Origin of the sequence: Burkholderia semiarida (assembly GCF_029268935.1) — a bacterium.
Classification (GTDB): Bacteria; Pseudomonadota; Gammaproteobacteria; order Burkholderiales; family Burkholderiaceae; genus Burkholderia; species Burkholderia semiarida.
In genome coordinates this window covers 213,597-234,357 of record NZ_JAHLCL010000003.1, presented here as the reverse complement: position 1 = coordinate 234,357, position 20,761 = coordinate 213,597, and the positions used below count along the sequence as shown (strand labels likewise).

Below are 20,761 nucleotides of genomic sequence, written 5' to 3'. Positions count from 1 at the left end.
TTACGTCGGATTGGTGACGGCCGTGAAGCTGTTTTAATCCTTTTGCGCCTGACGTGCCAATTTTAAAAGGACTGCTTTCCGATGCCGAGTGCTGCGCTGCGGCAGACCGTCGCGAAACAGGGGTTGAAAATTGAGGTGGATCAAGGTTATGCGGATGAGCGCTGCAAATAGCGCAATGCCGGATGAATCAGTTCAATTAACGGGCGGGAAACGGGGAGGGAAACGGGGCGTGAAACGCGCTGAAAAGCGCGTCAAAAGCAGTGGAAAACGGACGAAAAAAAACCGCTGCCGGTCGGGCAGCGGTTTCGATGCAGTGCTCTGAATCGCCGGGATTTACGCGTATTCGGCGAGGGCCGTGCGCATCTTTTTCATCGCGCTCGCTTCGATCTGGCGGATGCGTTCCGCCGACACGCCGAACTCGGCGGCGAGATCGTGCAGCGTCGAGCCGCCCGAGCCGTCGTCGTCGACGTGCAGCCAGCGCGCCTCGATGATGCGGCGGCTGCGCGCGTCGAGCGCGTCGAGCGCCTGCGCGATGCCGTCCGTCTGCAGCATGTCGCGCTGGCGCGCGGCGAGCACGGCGGTCGGCTCGTTGTGCGAGTCGGCCAGGTAGGCGATCGGCGCGTACGACTCCTCGCCGTCGTCGACCTGCCCTTCGAGCGCGATGTCGCCGCCCGACAGGCGCGTTTCCATCTCGGTCACTTCCTCGCGCTTGACGTTGAGCTCCTGCGCGAGGCCGTCGATTTCCTCCGGCGTCATCGCCTGCATGCTCTTCTTGTGGCTGCGCAGGTTGAAGAACAGCTTGCGCTGCGCCTTCGTCGTCGCGACCTTCACCATGCGCCAGTTGCGCAGGATGTACTCGTGGATCTCGGCCTTGATCCAGTGAATCGCATACGACACCAGGCGCACGTTTTGCGCCGGGTCGAACCGCTTCACGGCTTTCATCAGGCCGATGTTGCCTTCCTGGATCAGGTCGCCGTGCGGCAGGCCGTAGCCGAGGTAGTTGCGCGCGATCGACACGACGAGACGCAGGTGCGACAGCACGAGCCGACGCGCCGCGTCGAGGTTGTTGTCCTCGCGGAATTCGGTTGCGTACCGGCGTTCCTCTTCGGCGGTCAGCAGCGGAATGCGATTGACGGCCTGGATGTACGCGTCGATGTTGCCGAGCTGGCCGGGCAACATCGATTGGGCTGCGAGCGCCAGCGAGCCTGCCGATTCGGCCTTGGCCGGCGTCGGGCGCAGGGTGTTCGGGAGGGTCAGGGCGTTGCTCACTAAAAACTCCTTTGGAATCAGGGGCAAACCCCCGGTCTCGGTTGAGATTCCGGAGGCCATCTTAGCACTCCCGCAAGATGAGTGCTAATTCCTTAGAGGCCACGGGGGCATCCAAGTTCCCTATTTTCTATCGAATCAGTCGAGCCGATAGTCTATTCTGCGACAAGGCCTCCGCCGCGAAGTTCCGTAAGCCGTTGTTTCTGATGGGAATCGGGAGACGATTTCGATTTTTGTCGTTTTGGAAGCAAACAATTTCGCTTCGTGATGCCGATCCGAAAAGTCCTTTACCATACCATTCAGTTCGCTCGGGCCGGGCCGTCGCGGCAGGCTCCATTCAACCCACAAAGTTGGAGTGTCAGATGAACAATAAGAAGAACCGTCGGCCCCGCGGCCGGGTGGTGCTGCACGCGACGCTGGCGGCGTCTCTCCTGGGCGGATCGGGTGCGGCTTTCGCGGATCGCTGGGGAATCCAGGCGGGCGGCGGATTTTCCGATCGCCACGGGATCGACAAGGCCGATCTCGGCGTGGTCTGGGATCCGGGCTGGAACTGGTGGGAAATCGGCGGCTGGCACTTCGCGTTCGTGATGGAAGGCCATGTCGGCTACTGGCACACCGGCGGCAACGTGCACGCCAACATCGGTGAATTCGGCGCGACGCCGATGTTCCGTTTCATCAAGAGCGCGGGCCAGGTTCGCCCGTTCGTCGAGGCCGGCGCCGGCATCCGGTTCCTTACGCATCCGACGATCTCGAACAATCTGTCGCTGTCGACATCGTTCCAGTTCGCGGACGTCGTCGGCGTCGGCGCGCAGTTCGGCCAACGGCAACAGTATCAGGTTGGTTACCGTTTCCAACATGTGTCTAACGCGGGTATCAAAGAGCCGAATCCTGGTATAAATTTCCACCAGTTCTACCTGCAGTACAACTTCTGATCCGCACGCCGGCGCACGGCGGGCGCGTTGCCGAGGAGTCAGGCGATGGCGAAGGTGGTCGATGCGATCCGCGCGCTCGAGCGCGATCGGTTCCGGGCGATGGTGGACGGCGACGGCGAGGCGCTCGACGCGCAATTGTCGGACAAGGTGTTCTTCGTGCACACCAACGGCAAACGCGAAACCAAGCAGCAGTTCATCGACGCCATCGTCGCCGGCCGCCGCCGCTATCGTCAGATCGAGGTCCAGTCGCAGGACCTGCTGCCCGTCGGCGATGCCACCTGCGTCGTGACCGGGCGCGCGTTGATCGAGATGGAAACGAACAATGGCGGCCTCGTGTTTCCGATTGCCTACACGGCCGTGCACACGCACGAGCACGGGCAGTGGCGGCTGCTCGCGTGGCAGGCGACGCGGTGCGCGACCGAAACATGAGCGCGGGTGGCGCCCCCGGGTAGTGTCCCTTTTCATGCCTCGACCGAAGCGGCCTTCTGAGCCGCTTTTTGCTGCCTCGTGCGGCGCGGATCGCGCGGCGCACGGGCGGTCACGCACCGCTCGCTGACATTCAACCCTGCATCGAAGCCCGGCGCTCAGGCCGCGGCGCGGCGATCCGCGCAGTGCCATGCCGAGCGGTTGATCGCGCTGACGAGCGCATCGAGCGCCGCGCTCGCCGCATCGGCGTGCACGCCGACGCCGTGCCGCAGCGGCGCGTCGCCGACCCGGCAGCCGACCGATACCGCGATCCGGCCGTCCGCGGCGCGCACGTGTTCGCACGACGCAATGTCGACGGCGGCGCCGGCGGCCGTCGCAAAGGCCGCGGCGAAACGTCGCACGGTGTCGTCGGGCGTCGCGTCGGCGGCGGGCGCCGCCGCGATCTCGCGGTTCCGCCAGCGCGCGCCGCTGCCGTGGCGCGCGGCCGGGCCGTCGGTTTCGAGGAATTCGCGTGCGAACAGCGCGCAGATCGCGTCGCCCGTCACTTCCTCGCCCGACGCATCGGCGAGCGTCTGCACCGCCTGGCTGAATTCGATCTGCACGCGGCGCGTCGGCGTGAAGCCCATCCCGCGTTCGAGCAGGAACGTCGCGCCGCCCTTGCCGGACTGGCTGTTCACGCGGATCACCGCGTCGTAGCTGCGGCCGAGATCGGCCGGGTCGATCGGCAGGTACGGCACTTCCCAGACCGCGTCGGCGCGCTGCTGCGCGAAGCCCTTGCGGATCGCGTCCTGGTGCGAGCCCGAAAACGCGGTGAACACGAGGTCGCCCGCGTACGGGTGGCGCGGATGCACCGGAATCTGGTTGCAGCGCTCGACGACGCGGCGCACCGCATCGATGTCGGAGAAATCGAGGCCCGGGTCGATGCCTTGCGTGTAGAGGTTCAACGCGAGCGTGACGAGATCGACGTTGCCGGTGCGCTCGCCGTTGCCGAACAGGCAGCCCTCGATGCGGTCGGCGCCCGCGAGCAGCGCGAGTTCGGCCGCCGCGACCGCCGTGCCGCGATCGTTGTGCGGATGCACGGAGAGCACGATGCTGTCGCGATACGCGAGGTTGCGGTCCATCCATTCGATCTGGTCGGCGAACACGTTCGGGGTCGCGGCTTCGACGGTGGCCGGCAGGTTGACGATCATCTTGTGGTCGCGGGTCGGACGCCACGTCTGCGCGACCGCGTCGCAGATCTCGCGCGCGAACGTCAGCTCGGTCATGCTGAAGGTTTCCGGCGAGTACTGGAACGTCCAGTGCGTATCGGGGCGCGCGGCGGCGTGTTCCTTGATGATGCGCGTGCCGTCGATCGCGAGCGCCTTCACGTCGTCCTTCGACATCCCGAACACGATGCGGCGGAACGACGGGCAAACCGCGTTGTACAGGTGCACGATCGCGCGCGGCACGCCTTCCAGCGCGTCGAACGTGCGCGCGATCAGGTCTTCGCGCGACTGCACGAGCACCTCGATCGTCACGTCGTCGGGAATCCGCTTGTCGTCGATCAGCTTGCGGACGAAATCGAAATCGGTTTGCGACGCCGACGGAAAGCCGACTTCGATCTCCTTGAATCCGATCGCGATCAGCATCTCGAAGAACTCGAGCTTCTGCTCGATGCTCATCGGCTCGATCAGCGACTGGTTGCCGTCGCGCAGGTCGGTGCTCATCCACACGGGCGCGCGCTCGATGGTGCGGGCCGGCCAGCGGCGGCCATTGAGGCGGACGGGCTCGAACGGACGGTACTTGTCTTGCGGATTGCGCATCATCTTCTGGACCTCGGGTCTCAAGTCGCGAGCGAAGACGGGCGGCATGGGCGATGGTTGGCGCTGCCTCGCACCCCCCGGCGCGCGATGGCGCCATGGATGCGGATGGTCTTCGCGAATCGGCCGACGGATGGACGGACGAAGGCTGACGACTTCGGGTTGTAAAAACTGCGAGAGGGGTACGGCGAGGAACTGCTGGGAGGACCGTGCGGACAGCACACGGCGCTACGACAGCCTTAGGCTAGTCGTAGCGATAGCGGCCGCGCTAGGCGGCCGGAGGTAATTCGGAGGGTGTTCGGAAAGGAACGCATGACGCCAACTCTATGCCAGGATGCGCTCCCGTGTCAAATATCGGGATAACGGGGCGGGCGCCGCCGCGCCGTCAGCGCGCGACGCGGGCGATCCGCACGATCGTCGCGACCTGCCGCGCGACCGTGTCGGGCACCGGCACCTCGCCGCGCAGCACGGCGTCCGTCCACGCGGCCGTGGTCGCCGCATCGCGCGACTCGGGCAGCGCGACGGGCGGCGCGTCGGTCGACGAACGCTCGGCGTCGATCAGCGTGTCGCACACGCCGTCGTGCAGCCAGTCGACCTGCACCTGGCGCCGCGTGTCGGCCACCGCTTCGCCTTCGGTGCCGCGCGCGAGCAGCGCACCGCCGAGCGCGGCGTCCGGATGATCGCGGAACAGCTGCGCGAGGCTGTCGCGGTACGGCGGGTGCGTGTAGTTGACGAGCCGCAGGCCGGCCGGCGCGAACGGCTGCAGAATCTTCACGAGCGTATGCGTCGAGTTGCGCACGCCGAGCACCCTGCGCATCGACAGCAGGTGCGCGATGCGCGGCGCGAGCACGTCGATCGGCGCGAATGCGACGCGGCGTTCGGCGAGCGTGTCCTCGATCGCATCGTGCGACGTCGACGGCGCGAGCGACAGCGCCGAGAAAATCTCCGCGCTCGTCACGCGGCCCGGATCGCGCTCCACCCCATGCACGAGCACCGGCACGCCTTCGCGCGCGAGCAGCAATGCGAGCAGCGGCACGAGGTTCGGCTGCTTGCGCGCGCCGTTGTAGCTCGGGATCGACACTGGGCGGAACGCGGCGTCCTGCACGTGCACGGGCTCGAACGACGCCTGCGCGGCGGCGAGCATCGCGGCCAGTTCGTCGGCGGATTCGCCTTTCAGCCGATAGGCGATCAGGATCGCGCCGAGTTCGAGGTCCGACACGCGCGCATCGAGCATCGCGCGATAGAGCTCGAACGTGTCCTCGGCGGACAGGGCGCGCGCGCCGTTCGGGCCGCGGCCGATTTCCTTGATGAAGCGGGCGCAAGGGAACGGGGCGGCGGGATCGTGGGAAGCGGTCATCGGAACGTGGGGCGGGCGGCCGGCGTGGGGCCGCGCGGTGAGCGGTGAGGAATGCCCCGAGTATCGCACGGGCGCGGCCGCGCATCGCGCCGCGCTACACTCTGGTTCCCGGCGCCGCGCGCACCGGCTGCGCCGCGCCCGTGCCGCCGCCGGCCGAATACGACCAAAAGCGAGACATCCCATGAAGCTCTACAGCTATTTCCGCAGTTCCGCGTCGTACCGCGTGCGGATCGCCCTGAACCTGAAGCAGTTGCCGTTCGACTATGCGCCCGTGCACATGCTGCGCGACGGCGGCGAGCAACTGAAGGACGCGTACCGCGCGCTGAATCCGGATGCGGTCGTGCCGACGCTGATCGACGGCGACGCGACGCTGCAGCAGTCGCTCGCGATCATCGAATATCTCGACGAAACCCATCCCGAGCCCCCGTTGCTGCCGAAGCAGCCGGTCGATCGCGCGTACGTGCGCGCGGTCGCGCTGCAGATCGCGTGCGAGATTCATCCGCTCAACAACCTGCGCGTGCTGAAGTACCTGAAGCACACGCTGAAGGTGTCCGAGGACGCAAAGAACGCGTGGTACCGGCACTGGATCGAGGCGGGCTTCGACACACTGGAGACCCGTCTCGCGAACGATCCGCGCACCGGCAAGCTGTGCTTCGGCGACACGCCGACGCTCGCCGACGTGTGCCTCGTGCCGCAGGTGTTCAACGCGAACCGCTTCTCGATCGATACGACGCGTTTCCCGACGATCCAGCGGATCGTCGACCATGCGGCGACGATCGATGCGTTCAAGGCCGCCGAGCCGGGTGTGCAGCCCGACGCGGAATGAGCGCGACCGCATGAAAAAGGGCGCCCGAAGGCGCCCCGTGCGAGGCGAGCCGGCGGCGGTCAGCCGAGCAGCGCGTCCGCGAATTCCACCGCGCTGAACGGCTGCAGGTCCTCGACCTTCTCGCCGACGCCGATAAAGTAGACGGGCACCGGCCGTTGCCGCGCGATAGCGGCGAGAATCCCGCCCTTCGCGGTGCCGTCGAGCTTCGTGACGATCAGGCCGGTCAGGCCCAGCGCGTCGTCGAACGCCTTCACCTGCGTGAGCGCGTTCTGGCCCGTGTTCGCGTCGATCACCAGCAGCACCTCGTGCGGCGCGCCGTCGTGCGCCTTCGCGATCACGCGCTTCACCTTCTTCAGCTCTTCCATCAGGTGCAGCTGCGTCGGCAGGCGGCCGGCCGTGTCGGCCATCATCACGTCGATCTTGCGCGCGCGCGCGGCGCTGACCGCGTCGAAGATCACCGCGGCCGGATCGCCGCTTTCCTGCTGCACGACCGTCACGTTGTTGCGCTCGCCCCAGACCGCCAGCTGTTCGCGCGCCGCCGCGCGGAACGTGTCGCCGGCGGCCAGCAGCACCGACTGGTCGAAGCTCTGCAGATGCTTCGCGAGCTTGCCGATGCTGGTCGTCTTGCCCGCGCCGTTCACGCCGGCGATCATCATCACGAGCGGCTGCGCGCGGCCGAGCATCAGCGATTTCTCGAGCGGCGCCAGCAGCTCGACGAGCAGGTCGTGCAGCGCATCCTTCACCTGCTGCGGATCGGTCAGCCGGCCGGCGCGCACCTTCTCGCGCAGCGCGCCGAGCAGGTATTCGGTCGCGTCGACGCCCGCGTCCGACATCAGCAGCGCGGTTTCGAGCTCCTCGTACAGGTCCTCGTCGATCTTCGTGTTGACGAAGACGCCGGTGATGCTCGAGCCCGTCTTCGCGAGCCCCGTTTTCAGGCGTGCGAGCCACGACTTCTTCGCGGAGGCGTCCTGCTGCGGCGGCGGGACGATCTCGACCGTCTCGACGACTTCGTCGCGGCCGTCGTTGGTCGGCGTGACCGTCATCACGACGGCCGGCGCGGCCGGTTGGGCGCTCGCCTGCGGCAGCTCGGCCGCGGGTGGCGCGTCGGCGTCGGACGCTTCGTCCGCTTGCTGCGCGTCGGCCGATTGCGATTCCGCCGGATCGGGCTCCTGCGTTTTCTTGAATCGTTTGAAGAAACTGAACATGGTCTGGCGTCGGGAAGAGGGCGGGCCGCCGCCGGGGGCGGGGGCGCCGGACGGGCCGTTCTGCGTTCGCGTGGGCGCGGCGCTCGGCGGCCGAAACCGTGCATTTTATCAGTGCGGCGTGGCGCTCGCGTCAGCGCGCGTCGCCGCTGTGGTAACGTGCGCCTGTTTGGCGGCGCGCGGCTGCGCGCGTCCGGTCCCTCCGTTGTCGATATTCCCGAATGTCCCGTTCCTCTTCCGGCCGCTCAGCGGCCCCTTCCGGCCGCGGCAAGCCGCACACGATCCGCATCATCGGCGGCGACTGGAAACGCACGCCGCTCGCGGTGCTCGATCTCGACGGCCTGCGCCCGACGCCCGATCGCGTACGCGAGACGCTGTTCAACTGGCTCGGCCAGGATCTCGAAGGCTGGCGCTGCCTCGACCTGTTCGCGGGCACCGGCGCGCTCGGCTTCGAGGCAGCGTCGCGCGGCGCGGCGAGCGTCGTGATGGTCGAGCGCCATCCGCGCGCGGCGCACCAGCTGCGTGCGATCAAGGACAAGCTCGGCGCCCGTTCGGTCGAGATCGCCGAAGCCGATGCGCTGCGGCTCGCGGCCGGGCTCACGCCGGGCGCGTTCGACGTCGTGTTCCTCGATCCGCCGTTCGACGACCTGGCCGCGCTCGAGCGCGCGATCGCGCTGGCGGCGCCGCTCGTGGCGACGGACGGCGCGCTGTACGTCGAAACGGGGGCGGAACTCGATCCGGCCGCGCACGACGCGCTGGCTGGCTGGCAGGTGGTGAAGCGCGGCAAGGCCGGGGCGGTTCACTATCATTTGCTGCGGCGCGAAAATGATGAATAATGCGCGTTCCATACGAGGCGGCGCGCCGCAAAGGCGACGCATGCCCATCTCGGCAGCGGCGCGTGCATCGCACGGCTGCCATCCCGTTTGCGTGATGACAGGAGGAGCGACATGGTAGTCGCCGTGTATCCCGGTACGTTCGATCCGCTGACGCGCGGGCACGAAGACCTCGTGCGGCGCGCGTCGAGCATTTTTGATACGCTGGTGGTGGGCGTTGCCGACAGCCGCGCGAAAAAGCCGTTTTTCTCGCTCGAAGAACGTCTGACGATTGCGAACGAGGTGCTCGGCCATTACCCGAACGTGAAGGTGATGAGTTTCACAGGCCTCCTGAAGGATTTCGTCCGCGTCAACAATGCGCGCGTGATCGTGCGCGGGCTGCGCGCCGTGTCCGATTTCGAGTATGAGTTCCAGATGGCAGGGATGAACCGCTATCTGCTGCCCGACGTCGAGACGATGTTCATGACGCCGTCCGACCAGTACCAGTTCATCTCGGGAACGATCGTGCGTGAAATCGCGCAATTGGGCGGCGATGTCAGCAAATTCGTGTTTCCGTCCGTCGAGAAATGGTTGACCGAGAAAGTCGCCGCGATGGGAGGCCCCGCCGCGTGACGCGGCGTCGGCCGGTTTCGTTGCGAGGCCGGCCGACGGCCTGAAGAAGTGAGATCAGTATGGCTTTGATGATTACCGACGAGTGCATCAATTGCGACGTGTGCGAGCCCGAGTGCCCGAACGGCGCGATTTCGATGGGCCCGGACATCTACGTGATCGACCCGAACAAGTGCACCGAGTGCGTCGGCCATTTCGACGAACCGCAGTGCCAGCAGGTGTGTCCGGTCGAATGCATTCCGCGCGATCCGCAGCATGACGAATCGCATGCGCAATTGATGGAGAAGTATCACGCGCTGATCGCCGTGAAGGGCGACGACGCATCGTGATTCTGCGCTGACGCGCGCGCCTCGATTGGCCCGCGCGCCGCGCTTTCGGATCGGCGCCGCCCGGCGCCGATCTTTCCGTGTCAGGCCAGCAGCGCGCGCAACGCCGCGACGAGCGCATCGCATTCGGCATCGGTGCCGACGGTGATACGCAGGTGCTGGTCGATCCGCGGCAGCCGGAAGTGCCGCACGAAAATTTCCCGTTCCTTCAGCTTCGCCGCGATCGTGCCCGCATCGTGCGCGGGATGGCGCGCGAACACGAAATTCGCGGCCGACGGCACGATCTCGAAGCCGAGTGCGCCGAGCGCATGCGTGAGCCGCGCGCGGCTGTCGATCACGCGCCGGCAGGTGGCGTTGAAATGATCGGTGTCTTCATACGCGGCCTGTGCGGCAACCTGCGCGAGCCGGTCGAGCGGGTACGAGTTGAAGCTGTCCTTCACGCGGTTCAGCGCGTCGATCAGCGCCGCATCGCCGAACGCGAAGCCGACGCGCATGCCCGCGAGCGAGCGCGCCTTCGACGTCGTATGCACGACGAGCAGGTTCGGATGACGGTCGATCAGCGTAATCGCCGACTGCGCGCCGAAATCGACGTACGCTTCGTCGATCACGACGACCGACGACGGATTCGCGGCCGCGATCCGCTCGACGTCCGCGAGCGGCAGCGCGCGCCCGGTCGGCGCATTCGGGTTCGGAAACAGCACGCCGCCGGCGTCGTCGAGATAATCGTCGACGCGGATCGAGAAATCGTCCGCGAGCGGCACGACCGTGGTCTCGACGCCGTACAGGCGCGCGTAGGTCGGGTAGAAGCTGTACGTGATGTCGGGAAAGCGCAGCGGCCGGTCGTGCTTGAGCAGCGCCTGGAACGCATGCGCGAGCACCTCGTCGGAGCCGTTGCCGACGAACACCTGCCCGGGCTGGATGCGGTGATGGGCCGCGACCATCTCGCGCAGCGCGCGCGCGACCGGGTCCGGATAGCGGCGCAGCGTGTCGCCGGTGTCGCCGAGTTCGCGTGCGATCGCCGCGACGACGCGCGGCGACGGCGGATAGGGATTCTCGTTGGTGTTCAGCTTGACGGGGTGCGCGAGCGCGGGCTGTTCGCCCGGCACGTAAGGCACGAGTTGCTGAACGACGTCGCTCCAGTAACGGCTCACCGCTTGGCTCCTGTCGGGCAAAAACGTCCAGATTACCGCATGTGCGCGTCGCGGTGGGGCGGGCGAGGCCACCGGGTTGCGCCCGACGGCCGATGCACCGGGCCGCTGAGGCGGGCGATCAGTTGCGATGCAGTTGCATCGTCGCGCGGTCGAGTTCGCCCTTGACGACCATCGGCATCACGGCGAGCGCGCGTTCGATCGATGCGTCGATCACGTCCTGTTCCTCGCGGCGCGGCGGCTTCAGCACGAAATTCGCGACGTCGGGCTTCGCGCCGGCGCGCGCACTTTCCGGAATCAGGTCGCGCGGATGGCCGATGCCGATCCGCAGCCGCCAGTATTGCTGCGACGACAGATGCGCGGTGATGTCCTTCAGCCCGTTGTGGCCGCCGCTGCCGCCGCCGAGCTTCAGCTTCACGGTGCCGGGCGGCAGATCGAGCTCGTCGTGCGCGACGAGGATCTGGTCGGGCAGGATCTTGAAGAATTGCGCGAGCGCGACGACCGACTGGCCGGAGCGGTTCATGTAGGTCTGCGGCTCGAGCAGATGGACTTCCTCGCCGTGCAGGCGCGCTTTCGCGTAGAAGCCGTGGAAGCGGCGTTCGTCGCGCAGCATCGTGCCGGCTTCGCGGGCGAGCTGGTCGACCAGCCAGAAACCGGCGTTGTGGCGCGTCGCGGTGTATTCCGCCCCGGGATTGCCGAGGCCGACGATCAGTTTGATCATGACGTTTCGAAGGCGGCGGCGGCCGCCTGGGCGCAGAAAAAGAAAAACCCGCCGGGCAAGCCGCGGCGGGTTGCGTCGACCGTTTCGCGAAACGGATCGATGGGGCGCAGGCAGCCGCTCAGGCAGCCGGCGTTTCGCCTTCTGCTGCGTCCGACACGGCACCAGCCGGGATTGTCGCCGACGCGACAACCGGGTTTTCCGCGTCGACGTGCGCGACCAGCGTCACGCCCTTCGGCAGTGCGATGTCCTTCGCGTGCAGCGACTGACCGGCTTCGATCTTCGACAGGTCGACTTCGAGGAACTCCGGCAGGGCAGCCGGCAGGCACTCGACTTCGATTTCCGTCGCGACGTGCGAAACGACCGCGCTCGACAGCTTGACGGCCGGGCTGACTTCAGCGTTCAGGAAGTGCAGCGGCACCTTCGTGTGCAGCTTCTTCTTCGCGTCGACGCGCTGGAAGTCCACGTGCAGCACCAGTTGCTTGAACGGGTGGTATTGCACGTCGCGCAGCAGAACCTGTTGCGACTGGCCGGCCACTTCGAGATCGAGGATCGACGAGTGGAAAGCTTCCTTCTTCAGGGCGTGCCACAGGGCGTTGTGATCGAGTTCGATCTTTTGCGGGGCGGCTTCGCCACCGTAAACGATACCCGTGGTCTTACCGGCGTTGCGCAGGCGGCGGCTCGCACCCGTACCTTGCTGTTGGCGCTCGAAAGCGACGACTTTCATGTGATTCTCCAATGGCTGCCCGCGACCAGGCAGTAAAACGGGGCCATCAAATGGCGGCCCCCGATGAAACGGCCGGGGTTTCGTCTATCCCGTCCGATTGTGCAAAAAGCGAAGCGTTGCCGCTTCGCTTTCCGCGCATGCTTTGTTGCGTCGATTCGCGATCAGGATTCCGCGAACAGCGACATCACCGAATCGCCGCGGCGAATCCGCGAGAACGTCTCGGCCAGCAGGCTCGCGCTCGTCAGCGAGCGGATCTTCGAGCACGCCAGCGATTCGGCCGACAGCGGGATCGTATCGGTGACGACCAGCTCGTCGAGTGCCGATGCGGCGATGCGGTCCGCGGCGCCGCCCGACAGCACCGGGTGCGTCGCGTAGGCGAACACCTGCTTCGCGCCGCGGTCCTTCAGCACTTGCGCGGCCTTGCAGAGCGTGCCGGCCGTATCGACCATGTCGTCCATGATCACGCAGGTGCGGCCTTCGACTTCACCGATGATGTTCATCACTTCGGCGACGTTCGCCTTCGGGCGACGCTTGTCGATGATCGCGAGATCGCAGTTGAGCTGCTTCGCGAGCGCCCGGGCACGCACCACGCCGCCGACGTCCGGCGACACGACGAGCAGATCCGAGTAGTTCTGCTTGCGCAGGTCGCCCAGCAGGATCGGCGTCGCGTAGATGTTGTCGACCGGGATGTCGAAGAAGCCTTGAATCTGGTCGGCGTGCAGATCCATCGTGATGATCCGCTCGACGCCGGCGATTTCCAGCATGTTCGCGACGACCTTCGCCGAGATCGCGACGCGCGCCGAACGCGGGCGGCGATCCTGACGGGCATAGCCGAAGTAGGGGATGGCAGCGGTGATCCGGCCGGCGGATGCGCGCTTGAGCGCATCGACCATGATCATCAGTTCCATCAGGTTGTCGTTCGCCGGTGCGCACGTGGATTGCAGGACGAAGACATCCTTGCCGCGCACGTTTTCCTGGATCTCGACCTGGATCTCGCCGTCGGAGAAACGGCTGACCATTGCTTTGCCGAGGGGAATACCAAGGATACTGACGACTTCCTGGGCGAGCGCGGGATTCGCGTTGCCAGTAAAGACCATCAGGCCATCATGGCTGTGGCTGCTCATCGTGCACCTGCTTCAGGCTTGGGCGGGAAATGCGGGAAAATTTTTGGCAGGGGAGGAAGGACTCGAACCCTCGCATGCCGGAATCAAAATCCGGTGCCTTGACCAACTTGGCGACTCCCCTACACTTAACTGATAACTTCACCGAACATGTGTAGGCCGTTCGGCAAAGTAAAACTTCATGACGCGAAAGCGAAGAGCGGATGCTCGTTCAGGCTCTCGGCAACTGCGCCATTCCAACTGGCGGGCAGTTTGGCTTTCGCCGCTTCTGCCTCGTGCTTGCTGTGAAACGCTGCAAACACGCTTGCTCCGGAGCCGGTCATCCTCGCGGGGGTCACATCATACAACCATTTGACCACCTGCGCAACTTCCGCGTACTTCCTTGTTACAACTTCCTGCATATCGTTCCGGCCGAAGCTATCTGGCCATCCCGCATCGCTGGTTTGCTGTGCAAGAAAGTCAGCAATTGTGACGGGCTTCGTATCTCTTGTCAACAACTCATCTGAAAATATTTCAGCGGTCGGGACATGAACGCGTGGCGTCACAACCAGGAACCAGCGAGTCGGCAATTCTACCTCAGCTAATTCTTCTCCGATACCCTCCGCGAACGCATTTTTTCCGAAAATAAAAAACGGGACGTCGGCGCCGAGTTTGACCGCGAGCGACTGGAGTTCCGCGCGCGGCAGATCCAGTTGCCACAGGCGGTTCAGCGCGAGCAGCGTCGTCGCCGCGTCGGAGCTGCCGCCGCCGAGGCCGGCGCCCATCGGCAGGATCTTGTCGATCTCGATGTCGACGCCGTGCGCCGCGCCCGTATGCGCTTTCAGCAGATTGGCCGCGCGCACGACGAGATCGCTTTCCTCGGGCACGCCGGGCACGTCGGTGACGCGTGCGACGCGGCCGTCGTCGCGGCGCGTGAAGTGCAGCGTGTCGCCCCAGTTCAGCAGCTGGAATACGCTCTGCAGATCGTGATAGCCGTTCGGACGGCGGCCGGTGATGTGCAGGAACAGGTTGAGTTTCGCGGGCGCCAGGCAGTTGCGCAGCGAGCGGGTCGAATCGGTCATGCGGGTATCGAGGCTTAAGCGCGCGTGCTCACTGATCGAGCACGAGCTTGATGTCGAGCGGCGGCGTCGCGCGCACGAGGTTGACGCGTTTGACGCCCGTGGCCGGGGCATCCGCGTAGGCAAGGTAGTCGATCGTCCAGCCGTCCTGGCGGAGCTGCTTGATGCGCGCGCCGTCGGCCGGGTCGCGCACCGTTTCCGCGGGCGTCGCCGGGGCGGCGGTCGGCAGCAGCCAGTAGCGCAGGCCCGCGAGCGGCAGCTCGAAGCCGAGCGCTTTCTGCATCAGGTCGCCGACGTCCGGCGCATATTGGGTCGGGCGGTTCGGCAATTCGAGCGACGCCGCGCGCGGCGTCGATTTCACGACCGCGAGCGTCTGGCCGAGCGGGCTGCGCAGTTCGAGCGACACGTCGTCGCCGTGCTCCTGCCAGTCGAAGTTGCCGTACACGTTCTGCGGGTTGCCGAGACGATCGTCGTACCGCACCGCGAAGCGGCCGTGGTACGCATGGGTTGCCGCCGTCTGCAGCGCGGCGCCCGTCGGCGCGTTGGCCGACGGCGGCGTGCTCGCGCAGCCGGCGAGCGCGAGCGCCGCGCCGGCCGCGGCCAGCGTGCGCTGCGCGCGCGAGGGCAGGGAAAACATCGGGAACATCCGCATCAAAGGTCGTTGATCTGCAGGCGTTTCAGCGTCTGCACGAGCGTTTCGTTGTCGGGTTCGAGCTTCCGAGCGGCACGCCACGCGTTGCGCGCGTCGTCCTGCGCGCCGCTCTTCCACAGCACTTCGCCGAGATGCGCGCCGATTTCGGCGTTCGGCTGCAGTTCGTATGCGCGCTGCAGCACCTTCGTCGCGCCGGCCGTGTCGCCCATCCGGTACTTCACCCAGCCGAGGCTGTCCATGATGTATGCGTCGTTCGGCGCGAGCGACATCGCCTTGTCGATCAGCTTGCTGGCCTCGGGCAGGCGCTGGTTGCGGTCGGCGAGCGAATAGCCGAGCGCGTTGTAGGCCTGCGGGTTGTCGGGCTGCGTACGGATCAGCTCGCGCAACTGCTTTTCCATCGTCGCGTAGTGGCCCGTCTTTTCGGCCGCCATCGCGTAGTCGTAGCGCAGGTCGGGATCGTCCGGGAAGTCCTGGACGGCCTGTCCGAGCCGCGCTTCCGCTTCCGGATAGCGCTTCGCGGTGAACAGGATCGACGCATCCGTGCGCGCCACCACGGCCGCGTCGCGCGGATCCGTGATCGGCAGGTTGTCGAGCACCTTGCGCGCCTCGTCGGTCTTGCCCTGTTTCTGCAGCAGTTGCGCGCGCGTGATCTGCGCGGGCAGGTAGTGCTGGCTCGTCTGGTCGACCTTGTCGAGCCATTGCGACGCCTGCGCGTCGTTGTTCTGGTCGATCGCGATCTGCGCGAGGTAGATGTAGCCCTGGCCGACGTCGAGGTTCGGCTGCTTGTCGCCGAGCTGCACGTACTGCTTCAGGTAGCCGGTCGCCTCGTCGAGTTTCTTCTGCTGGATCTTGATCAGCGCGAGCGCCATCAGCGGCGTCGGATCCTTCGCGTCGAGCTTGCGCATCGTCTCGAACTGCTTCTGCGCATCGTCGAGGCGGTCGTCGGCGAGATAGAGCTGCGACAGCGCGAGCCGTGCGTCGCGCGACTTCGGATTCTGCTGAACATACTTCTCGAACGACGCGATGCCCGCCGCGCGTTCCGCCGGCCCCATCTGCGACAGCATCAACGCAGCCGGCAGGTAGTCGGGGCGGATCTGCAGCGCCTGCTTCAGCGACTGCGCGGCGCCGTCCTTGTCGTCGACCGCGAGCTGCTGGCGTGCGATCGCGAGCTGCGCCTCGGGGCGGCTCATGTCGTTCTTCAGCATGTCCTTCAGCACCGCGAGGCCGCCGACGCGGTCGGGGCCGCGCACGAGCAGCGCCTGCAGCGCGAGGATCGCCGGGCCGCGCGTCTCGCCGGTCGCGCGGGCCAGCTCGCGCGCGAGCATCGGCTGCGCGTCGGCCGGCTTGCCGGCGAGCACCAGCAGCGCGGCGTCGACCTGCGACGCGCGGTTCGAATCCGGCGCGTACTGACGCCACAGATTCGCGGCGGACAGCGCGTCGGCCGGGCTCTGCGCGCCGAGCGCGATTTCGGTCGCGCGCTGCGCCATGCGCGGATCGCGCGTGTCGCGGGCAAGCGCGAGGTAGGTCTGGTAGGCCGGCGCCGGCTGGTTGCGCTGGAGCGCGACCTCGGCGGCGAGCACCTGGTAGACGATCTGGCTCGTCAGCGGCACGCCGGGGAGATTCTTCTGCTCGTCCGGCATCACATGCTCGAACGCACCCTGCGGCTGCGCGTCGTCCGATGCCGGATCCTGCGCGTGGGCCGGGAAGGCGGTGAGGGTCCAGGCGGCAAACAGCGCGGCGCCGAGTGCACGACGGACCGGGAAGGCGCGCGCGCCGCGCACGGCGGCGGGGCGCTTCTGAAGCAGCTTCGAGGGCAGAGTCATGGAAATCCGTTCGATGTTTCAACCGATTGTAACGCGCTCGCTACAATACACGCACGATCGTGATAGGGTCCGCTTGCCTGTGGAATCCCCATGCGAATGCCCGAAATCGCGCGCCTCGCGTGCTGCCGGGCGGGCGATTTCGGGCATTCCCGTGTTTCATTCGGGGGAGTCGCGAGAGCGGCCGCTCGCGCGGCGGCGCATGCGCGTTCCCCATGCAAGCAGACCGTAGCCTCAGACCCGCAAAACATGCCAGAGTTGCCAGAAGTCGAAGTCACGCGCCGGGGCATCGAGCCCTTTGTCGCGGGCCGCCGCGTCGAGCGTGTCGACGTCCGTACCGCGATGCTGCGCTGGCCCGTGCCGGCGGGGCTCGCCGAGCAGTTGCGCGCGCGCGAGGTGCTCGCCGTCGAGCGCCGCGGCAAGTACCTGCTGTTCGAAGTCGATGCCGGCTGGTTCATCGTCCATCTCGGGATGACCGGCACGCTGCGTGTGCTGCCCGCGGCCGGCGTGCCGGTCGCCGCGAAGCACGACCACATCGACTGGATCTTCGACGAGTTCGTGCTGCGGTTTCGCGACCCGCGCCGTTTCGGCGCCGTGTTGTGGCACCCGCGCGAAGCAGGCGACGTGCATGCGCATCCGCTCCTCGCGAGCCTCGGCGTCGAGCCGTTCTCGCCGGCGTTCACCGGCGCGCTGCTGCACGCGCGCACGCGCGGCCGCACGGTATCGGTCAAGCAGGCGCTGCTCGCGGGCGACATGGTCGTCGGCGTCGGGAACATCTATGCGTCGGAGAGCCTGTTTCGCGCGGGCATCCGGCCGACGACGGCCGCCGGCAAGGTTTCGCTGGCGCGCTACGAGCGGCTGGCCGACGCGGTGCGCGCGACGCTCGCCGACGCGATCGAGCGCGGCGGCAGCACGTTGCGCGACTTCGTCGGCAGCAACGGCGAAAGCGGCTACTTCCAGCTCGACTGCTTCGTCTATGATCGTGCGGGCCAGCCGTGCCGCGTCTGCGGCACGTCGGTTCGCCAGATCGTGCAGGGCCAGCGGTCGACCTATTTCTGCCCGACGTGCCAGCGTTGAAACCCTTTTCCACGATCAGACAACTTGAAGCCGCCCCGCATCGCCCCCGCTCCGTTCCCCGTCACGCCGCTGCATCGCACGTTCGCCACGCGTCTCGTCGCGTGGCAGCGCGAGCATGGCCGCCATGACCTGCCGTGGCAGAACACCCGCGATCCGTACCGGATCTGGCTGTCGGAAATCATGCTGCAGCAGACCCAGGTGTCGACCGTCATTCCGTATTACACGCGCTTTCTCGACCGCTACCCCGACGTCGCCGCGCTCGCGGCCGCGCCGAGCGACGACGTGATGGCGCTGTGGGCGGGGCTCGGCTACTACTCGCGCGCGCGCAACCTCCACCGCTGCGCGCAGGTCGTCGTCGCCGAGCACGGCGGCGCGTTTCCGGCGACGCCCGACGCGCTGGCCGAACTGCCGGGCATCGGCCGCTCGACGGCCGCCGCGATCGCGTCGTTCGCGTACGGCGCGCGCGCGACGATCCTCGACGGCAACGTGAAGCGCGTGCTTGCGCGGGTATTCGGCGTCGAGGGCTTTCCGGGGGAGAAGCGTGTCGAGAACGACATGTGGGCGCTCGCCGAATCGCTGCTGCCCGATGCCGCGAACGCGGCCGACGTGAGCGCGTATACGCAGGGGCTGATGGATCTGGGTGCGACGCTGTGCGTGCGCGGCAAGCCCGACTGCGCGCGCTGCCCGTTCGCGGGCGACTGCGTCGCGCAATCGACCGGCCGCCAGCGCGAACTGCCGGCCGCGCGGCCGAAGAAGGCCGTGCCGACGCGCAAGACCTGGATGCTCGTGCTGCGCGACGGCGACGCCGTGCTGCTGGAGCGACGGCCGCCGACCGGCATCTGGGGCGGGCTGTGGAGCCTGCCGCAAGCGGACGGCGATGCCGCGCTGGCCGATCTCGCGCGCGGCTTCGGCGGCGGCGGCACGGTGCCGCTCGCGCCGCTCACGCACACGTTCACGCATTTCCGGCTCGAGATCGAGCCGCGGCTGAGCGATGTGGCGGACGGCGGCGGCCTGCCGTCGCAGGCGCGGGACGCGGACACCGCGTGGGTGCCGCTGAGCCGGCTCGACGCGTACGGCGTGCCGGCGCCCGTGCGCAAGCTGCTCGACGCGCTGAGCGGGCCGCTGCTGTAACGAACGGGAAGGGCGCGGCGCGGGCCGCGTGCGGGAAGGCGCCGGGTGGCCGCGCGCAGGAGAGGTTTTCGGGCGGGCGCGACGCGCGATGCGCGACGGAGCGGGCGCGGGCGCTACAGCCAGCCGTGCCGGTCGAGCACGTGGTGCACGGCGTCGATGCGCGCGCCGACGTCCGGAAACTCCATCAGCTTCTGCCGTGCGCGCAGGTCGAGCGGCAGCAGTTCCGCGAGGCGGTTCGATACCCAGCTCGGATCGTCGAGGCGGAACGGCTCGCCGAACGGCATTTTCTCCGGATCGGACTTCTTCAGCGCGTCGATGATGCGCTCGAGCACCTCGGCGCACGAGCCGAACTGCGCGAGCGCCTGTTCGCCTTCGAGCGGGATGTCGTCGGGCAGCGGCTCCGCGATGCCGACCAGCAGCCCGTTGCCTTCGACGCGATACGACAGCAGCTCGAAACGCTGCGTGCCGACCGCCTGCAGATACAGCATCCCGAATTCGCCGGTATCGCACTCGGTGATGCGCGCCATGCAGCCGATGGTCTCGGGCACCGACACCGCGCCGTCCTGCGCGACTTCGGGCCCGCTCTTGAGCAGGCACACGCCGAACGGTGCGTCGTCGCGCAGGCAGGCGCGCGACATGTCGAGATAGCGCGCCTCGAACACCTTGAGCGGGAGCAGCCCTCCCGGAAACAGCACCGTGTGCAGCGGAAACAGCGGCAGGTCGATCAGGGTGGTCGATAGGGAGGACATGGCGCGCGGGCGTGGGGGCGGGTGTCGCTAGGGTCGGTCGACCTCGGAGACGAGCCGCGACGACGCGTCGACATCCACCGGCGCGTCACGATGCCGCACGATCACGTTCGCCTCGCGCGCCAGGCGCGCGGCGAGCGTTTCCGCGATGAACACCGAGCGATGCTGGCCGCCCGTGCAGCCGATGGCGACGGTCAGGTAGCTGCGGTTGTCATCGCGAAAGTGCGGCAGCCATTTCATCAGGAACGCATGGATGTCGTCGATCATCTGGTGGACGATCGGCAGTGCGTCGAGAAAGGCGATGACCGGCTGGTCGAGCCCGGTGAGCGGGCGCAACTCGTGGTCGTAGTACGGATTCGGCAGCGCGCGCACGTCGAACATCAGGTCGGCGTCGAGCGGCACACCGCGCTTGAAGCCGAACGATTCGAACATCACCATCAGGTCGTTGTTCTTCTGCTCGATGAAGCGCTTGACCCAGGTGCGCAGCACATTCGCGCGCAGCGTGCTGGTGTCGACCTGGTGGCCGAATTCGGCGAGCGGCGCGACCAGCTCGCGCTCGCGCTCGATCGCTTCCTCGAGCGACGACAGCAGGCCGACGTCCGCGTCGTGCGACAGCGAGCCGGACAGCGGATGGCGGCGGCGCGTTTCGGAGAAGCGCTGGATCAGCGCCTGCGTGCTCGCGTTGAGGAACAGCACGCGCACGTCGTGCTCGCGGGACAGCTCGCGGATCAGGCCGGGCATTTCGTCGAGCGACGCGCTCGAGCGCGCGTCGATCGCGACCGCGAGCCGGCGCTGGCCGTCCTGCGCAAGGTAGCGGGCGAGTTCGGGGAGCACGTGCGGCGGCAGGTTGTCGACGCAGTAATAGCCTGCGTCCTCGAGCGCGTTCAGCGCGACGGACTTGCCTGAGCCGGAGATGCCGGTGATGAGGACGATGCGCATGGGAACAGAGAATCCTGACGTTTCATCATAGCACCGGCTCGACGCGTC

At 67.1% G+C, this 20,761-nt stretch carries 21 protein-coding genes and 1 tRNA gene; 8 read left to right on the top strand and 14 right to left on the bottom strand.

Features of this window, described 5'->3' with window-relative positions; all coding sequences use genetic code 11:
* Positions 1-333 precede the first annotated feature (333 nt).
* Complete coding sequence (rpoH, locus tag KPB06_RS04845; RefSeq protein WP_060966632.1) at positions 334-1,269, bottom strand: RNA polymerase sigma factor RpoH; 936 nt, start codon at positions 1,267-1,269, stop codon at positions 334-336.
* Between the two features lie 359 nt (positions 1,270-1,628).
* On the opposite strand from rpoH, the gene KPB06_RS04840 reads away from it, so the two are divergent.
* Together KPB06_RS04840 and KPB06_RS04835 are read left to right on the top strand one after the other, a co-directional pair.
* The gene (locus tag KPB06_RS04840; RefSeq protein WP_099316834.1) at positions 1,629-2,198 is read left to right on the top strand and encodes an acyloxyacyl hydrolase; all 570 of its coding nucleotides are present in this window, start codon (positions 1,629-1,631) and stop codon (positions 2,196-2,198) included.
* 45 nt (positions 2,199-2,243) lie between these two features.
* On the top strand, positions 2,244-2,627 hold the full coding sequence (locus KPB06_RS04835; RefSeq protein WP_059642650.1) for a nuclear transport factor 2 family protein: 384 nt from the start codon (positions 2,244-2,246) through the stop codon (positions 2,625-2,627).
* Between the two features lie 155 nt (positions 2,628-2,782).
* On the opposite strand, the gene leuA is transcribed toward KPB06_RS04835, so the two are convergent.
* Both leuA and ybiB read right to left on the bottom strand, forming a co-directional pair.
* Entirely contained in the window at positions 2,783-4,429 is a 1,647-nt protein-coding gene (gene leuA / locus KPB06_RS04830) for a 2-isopropylmalate synthase (RefSeq protein WP_059575628.1), read from the bottom strand.
* A 379-nt stretch (positions 4,430-4,808) separates the two neighbouring features.
* Positions 4,809-5,780 carry a DNA-binding protein YbiB gene (gene ybiB, locus KPB06_RS04825; RefSeq protein WP_089465161.1) on the bottom strand — a complete coding sequence of 324 codons (972 nt, stop codon included), beginning with the start codon at positions 5,778-5,780 and terminating at the stop codon, positions 4,809-4,811.
* 181 nt (positions 5,781-5,961) lie between these two features.
* On the opposite strand from ybiB, the gene maiA reads away from it, so the two are divergent.
* A complete protein-coding gene (gene maiA, locus KPB06_RS04820; RefSeq protein WP_060966636.1) occupies positions 5,962-6,606 on the top strand; it encodes a maleylacetoacetate isomerase in 645 nt (214 codons plus the stop codon).
* Between the two features lie 59 nt (positions 6,607-6,665).
* On the opposite strand, the gene ftsY is transcribed toward maiA, so the two are convergent.
* Complete coding sequence (ftsY, locus tag KPB06_RS04815) at positions 6,666-7,811, bottom strand: signal recognition particle-docking protein FtsY (protein ID WP_275905553.1); 1,146 nt, start codon at positions 7,809-7,811, stop codon at positions 6,666-6,668.
* 218 nt (positions 7,812-8,029) lie between these two features.
* Here ftsY and rsmD point away from each other — a divergent pair, with 218 nt between their 5' ends.
* The 3 genes from rsmD (at position 8,030) to KPB06_RS04800 (ending at position 9,579) form a co-directional block, all read left to right on the top strand.
* On the top strand, positions 8,030-8,644 hold the full coding sequence (gene rsmD / locus KPB06_RS04810; RefSeq protein WP_060966638.1) for a 16S rRNA (guanine(966)-N(2))-methyltransferase RsmD: 615 nt from the start codon (positions 8,030-8,032) through the stop codon (positions 8,642-8,644).
* A gap of 111 nt (positions 8,645-8,755) precedes the next feature.
* On the top strand, positions 8,756-9,253 hold the full coding sequence (gene coaD, locus KPB06_RS04805; protein ID WP_014895999.1) for a pantetheine-phosphate adenylyltransferase: 498 nt from the start codon (positions 8,756-8,758) through the stop codon (positions 9,251-9,253).
* A 59-nt stretch (positions 9,254-9,312) separates the two neighbouring features.
* Positions 9,313-9,579 (top strand): YfhL family 4Fe-4S dicluster ferredoxin, encoded by a 267-nt coding sequence (locus tag KPB06_RS04800; RefSeq protein WP_006477774.1) that lies wholly within the window; start codon positions 9,313-9,315, stop codon positions 9,577-9,579.
* Positions 9,580-9,659: 80 nt separating this feature from the next.
* Here the strand turns inward: KPB06_RS04800 and hisC are convergent, their stop codons facing one another.
* The 8 genes from hisC to KPB06_RS04760 all read right to left on the bottom strand — a co-directional run bounded on the left by hisC (position 9,660) and on the right by KPB06_RS04760 (position 16,823).
* Entirely contained in the window at positions 9,660-10,727 is a 1,068-nt protein-coding gene (gene hisC / locus KPB06_RS04795) for a histidinol-phosphate transaminase (protein WP_275905554.1), read from the bottom strand.
* Between the two features lie 118 nt (positions 10,728-10,845).
* On the bottom strand, positions 10,846-11,445 hold the full coding sequence (gene pth / locus KPB06_RS04790; RefSeq protein ID WP_059642632.1) for an aminoacyl-tRNA hydrolase: 600 nt from the start codon (positions 11,443-11,445) through the stop codon (positions 10,846-10,848).
* 118 nt (positions 11,446-11,563) lie between these two features.
* Complete coding sequence (locus KPB06_RS04785) at positions 11,564-12,169, bottom strand: 50S ribosomal protein L25/general stress protein Ctc (protein WP_059575641.1); 606 nt, start codon at positions 12,167-12,169, stop codon at positions 11,564-11,566.
* A gap of 161 nt (positions 12,170-12,330) precedes the next feature.
* Entirely contained in the window at positions 12,331-13,293 is a 963-nt protein-coding gene (locus tag KPB06_RS04780; RefSeq protein ID WP_059575643.1) for a ribose-phosphate pyrophosphokinase, read from the bottom strand.
* Between the two features lie 44 nt (positions 13,294-13,337).
* Positions 13,338-13,414 (bottom strand) — tRNA-Gln (locus tag KPB06_RS04775).
* 55 nt (positions 13,415-13,469) lie between these two features.
* On the bottom strand, positions 13,470-14,351 hold the full coding sequence (gene ispE / locus KPB06_RS04770) for a 4-(cytidine 5'-diphospho)-2-C-methyl-D-erythritol kinase (protein WP_059575646.1): 882 nt from the start codon (positions 14,349-14,351) through the stop codon (positions 13,470-13,472).
* A 28-nt stretch (positions 14,352-14,379) separates the two neighbouring features.
* Entirely contained in the window at positions 14,380-15,000 is a 621-nt protein-coding gene (gene lolB, locus KPB06_RS04765; RefSeq protein WP_089465157.1) for a lipoprotein insertase outer membrane protein LolB, read from the bottom strand.
* The gene (locus KPB06_RS04760) at positions 15,000-16,823 is read right to left on the bottom strand and encodes a tetratricopeptide repeat protein (protein ID WP_059642629.1); all 1,824 of its coding nucleotides are present in this window, start codon (positions 16,821-16,823) and stop codon (positions 15,000-15,002) included. The genes lolB and KPB06_RS04760 overlap by 1 nt, the downstream gene beginning before the upstream one ends.
* Positions 16,824-17,069: 246 nt before the next feature.
* Here KPB06_RS04760 and mutM point away from each other — a divergent pair, with 246 nt between their 5' ends.
* Positions 17,070-17,897 (top strand): bifunctional DNA-formamidopyrimidine glycosylase/DNA-(apurinic or apyrimidinic site) lyase, encoded by an 828-nt coding sequence (gene mutM / locus KPB06_RS04755; protein WP_059575651.1) that lies wholly within the window; start codon positions 17,070-17,072, stop codon positions 17,895-17,897.
* 24 nt (positions 17,898-17,921) lie between these two features.
* On the top strand, positions 17,922-19,028 hold the full coding sequence (gene mutY, locus KPB06_RS04750) for an A/G-specific adenine glycosylase (RefSeq protein WP_059642623.1): 1,107 nt from the start codon (positions 17,922-17,924) through the stop codon (positions 19,026-19,028).
* 113 nt (positions 19,029-19,141) lie between these two features.
* On the opposite strand, the gene KPB06_RS04745 is transcribed toward mutY, so the two are convergent.
* Complete coding sequence (locus KPB06_RS04745) at positions 19,142-19,777, bottom strand: LON peptidase substrate-binding domain-containing protein (RefSeq protein ID WP_011546241.1); 636 nt, start codon at positions 19,775-19,777, stop codon at positions 19,142-19,144.
* 27 nt (positions 19,778-19,804) lie between these two features.
* A complete protein-coding gene (rapZ, locus tag KPB06_RS04740) occupies positions 19,805-20,713 on the bottom strand; it encodes an RNase adapter RapZ (RefSeq protein ID WP_059642620.1) in 909 nt (302 codons plus the stop codon).
* Positions 20,714-20,761 lie beyond the last annotated feature (48 nt).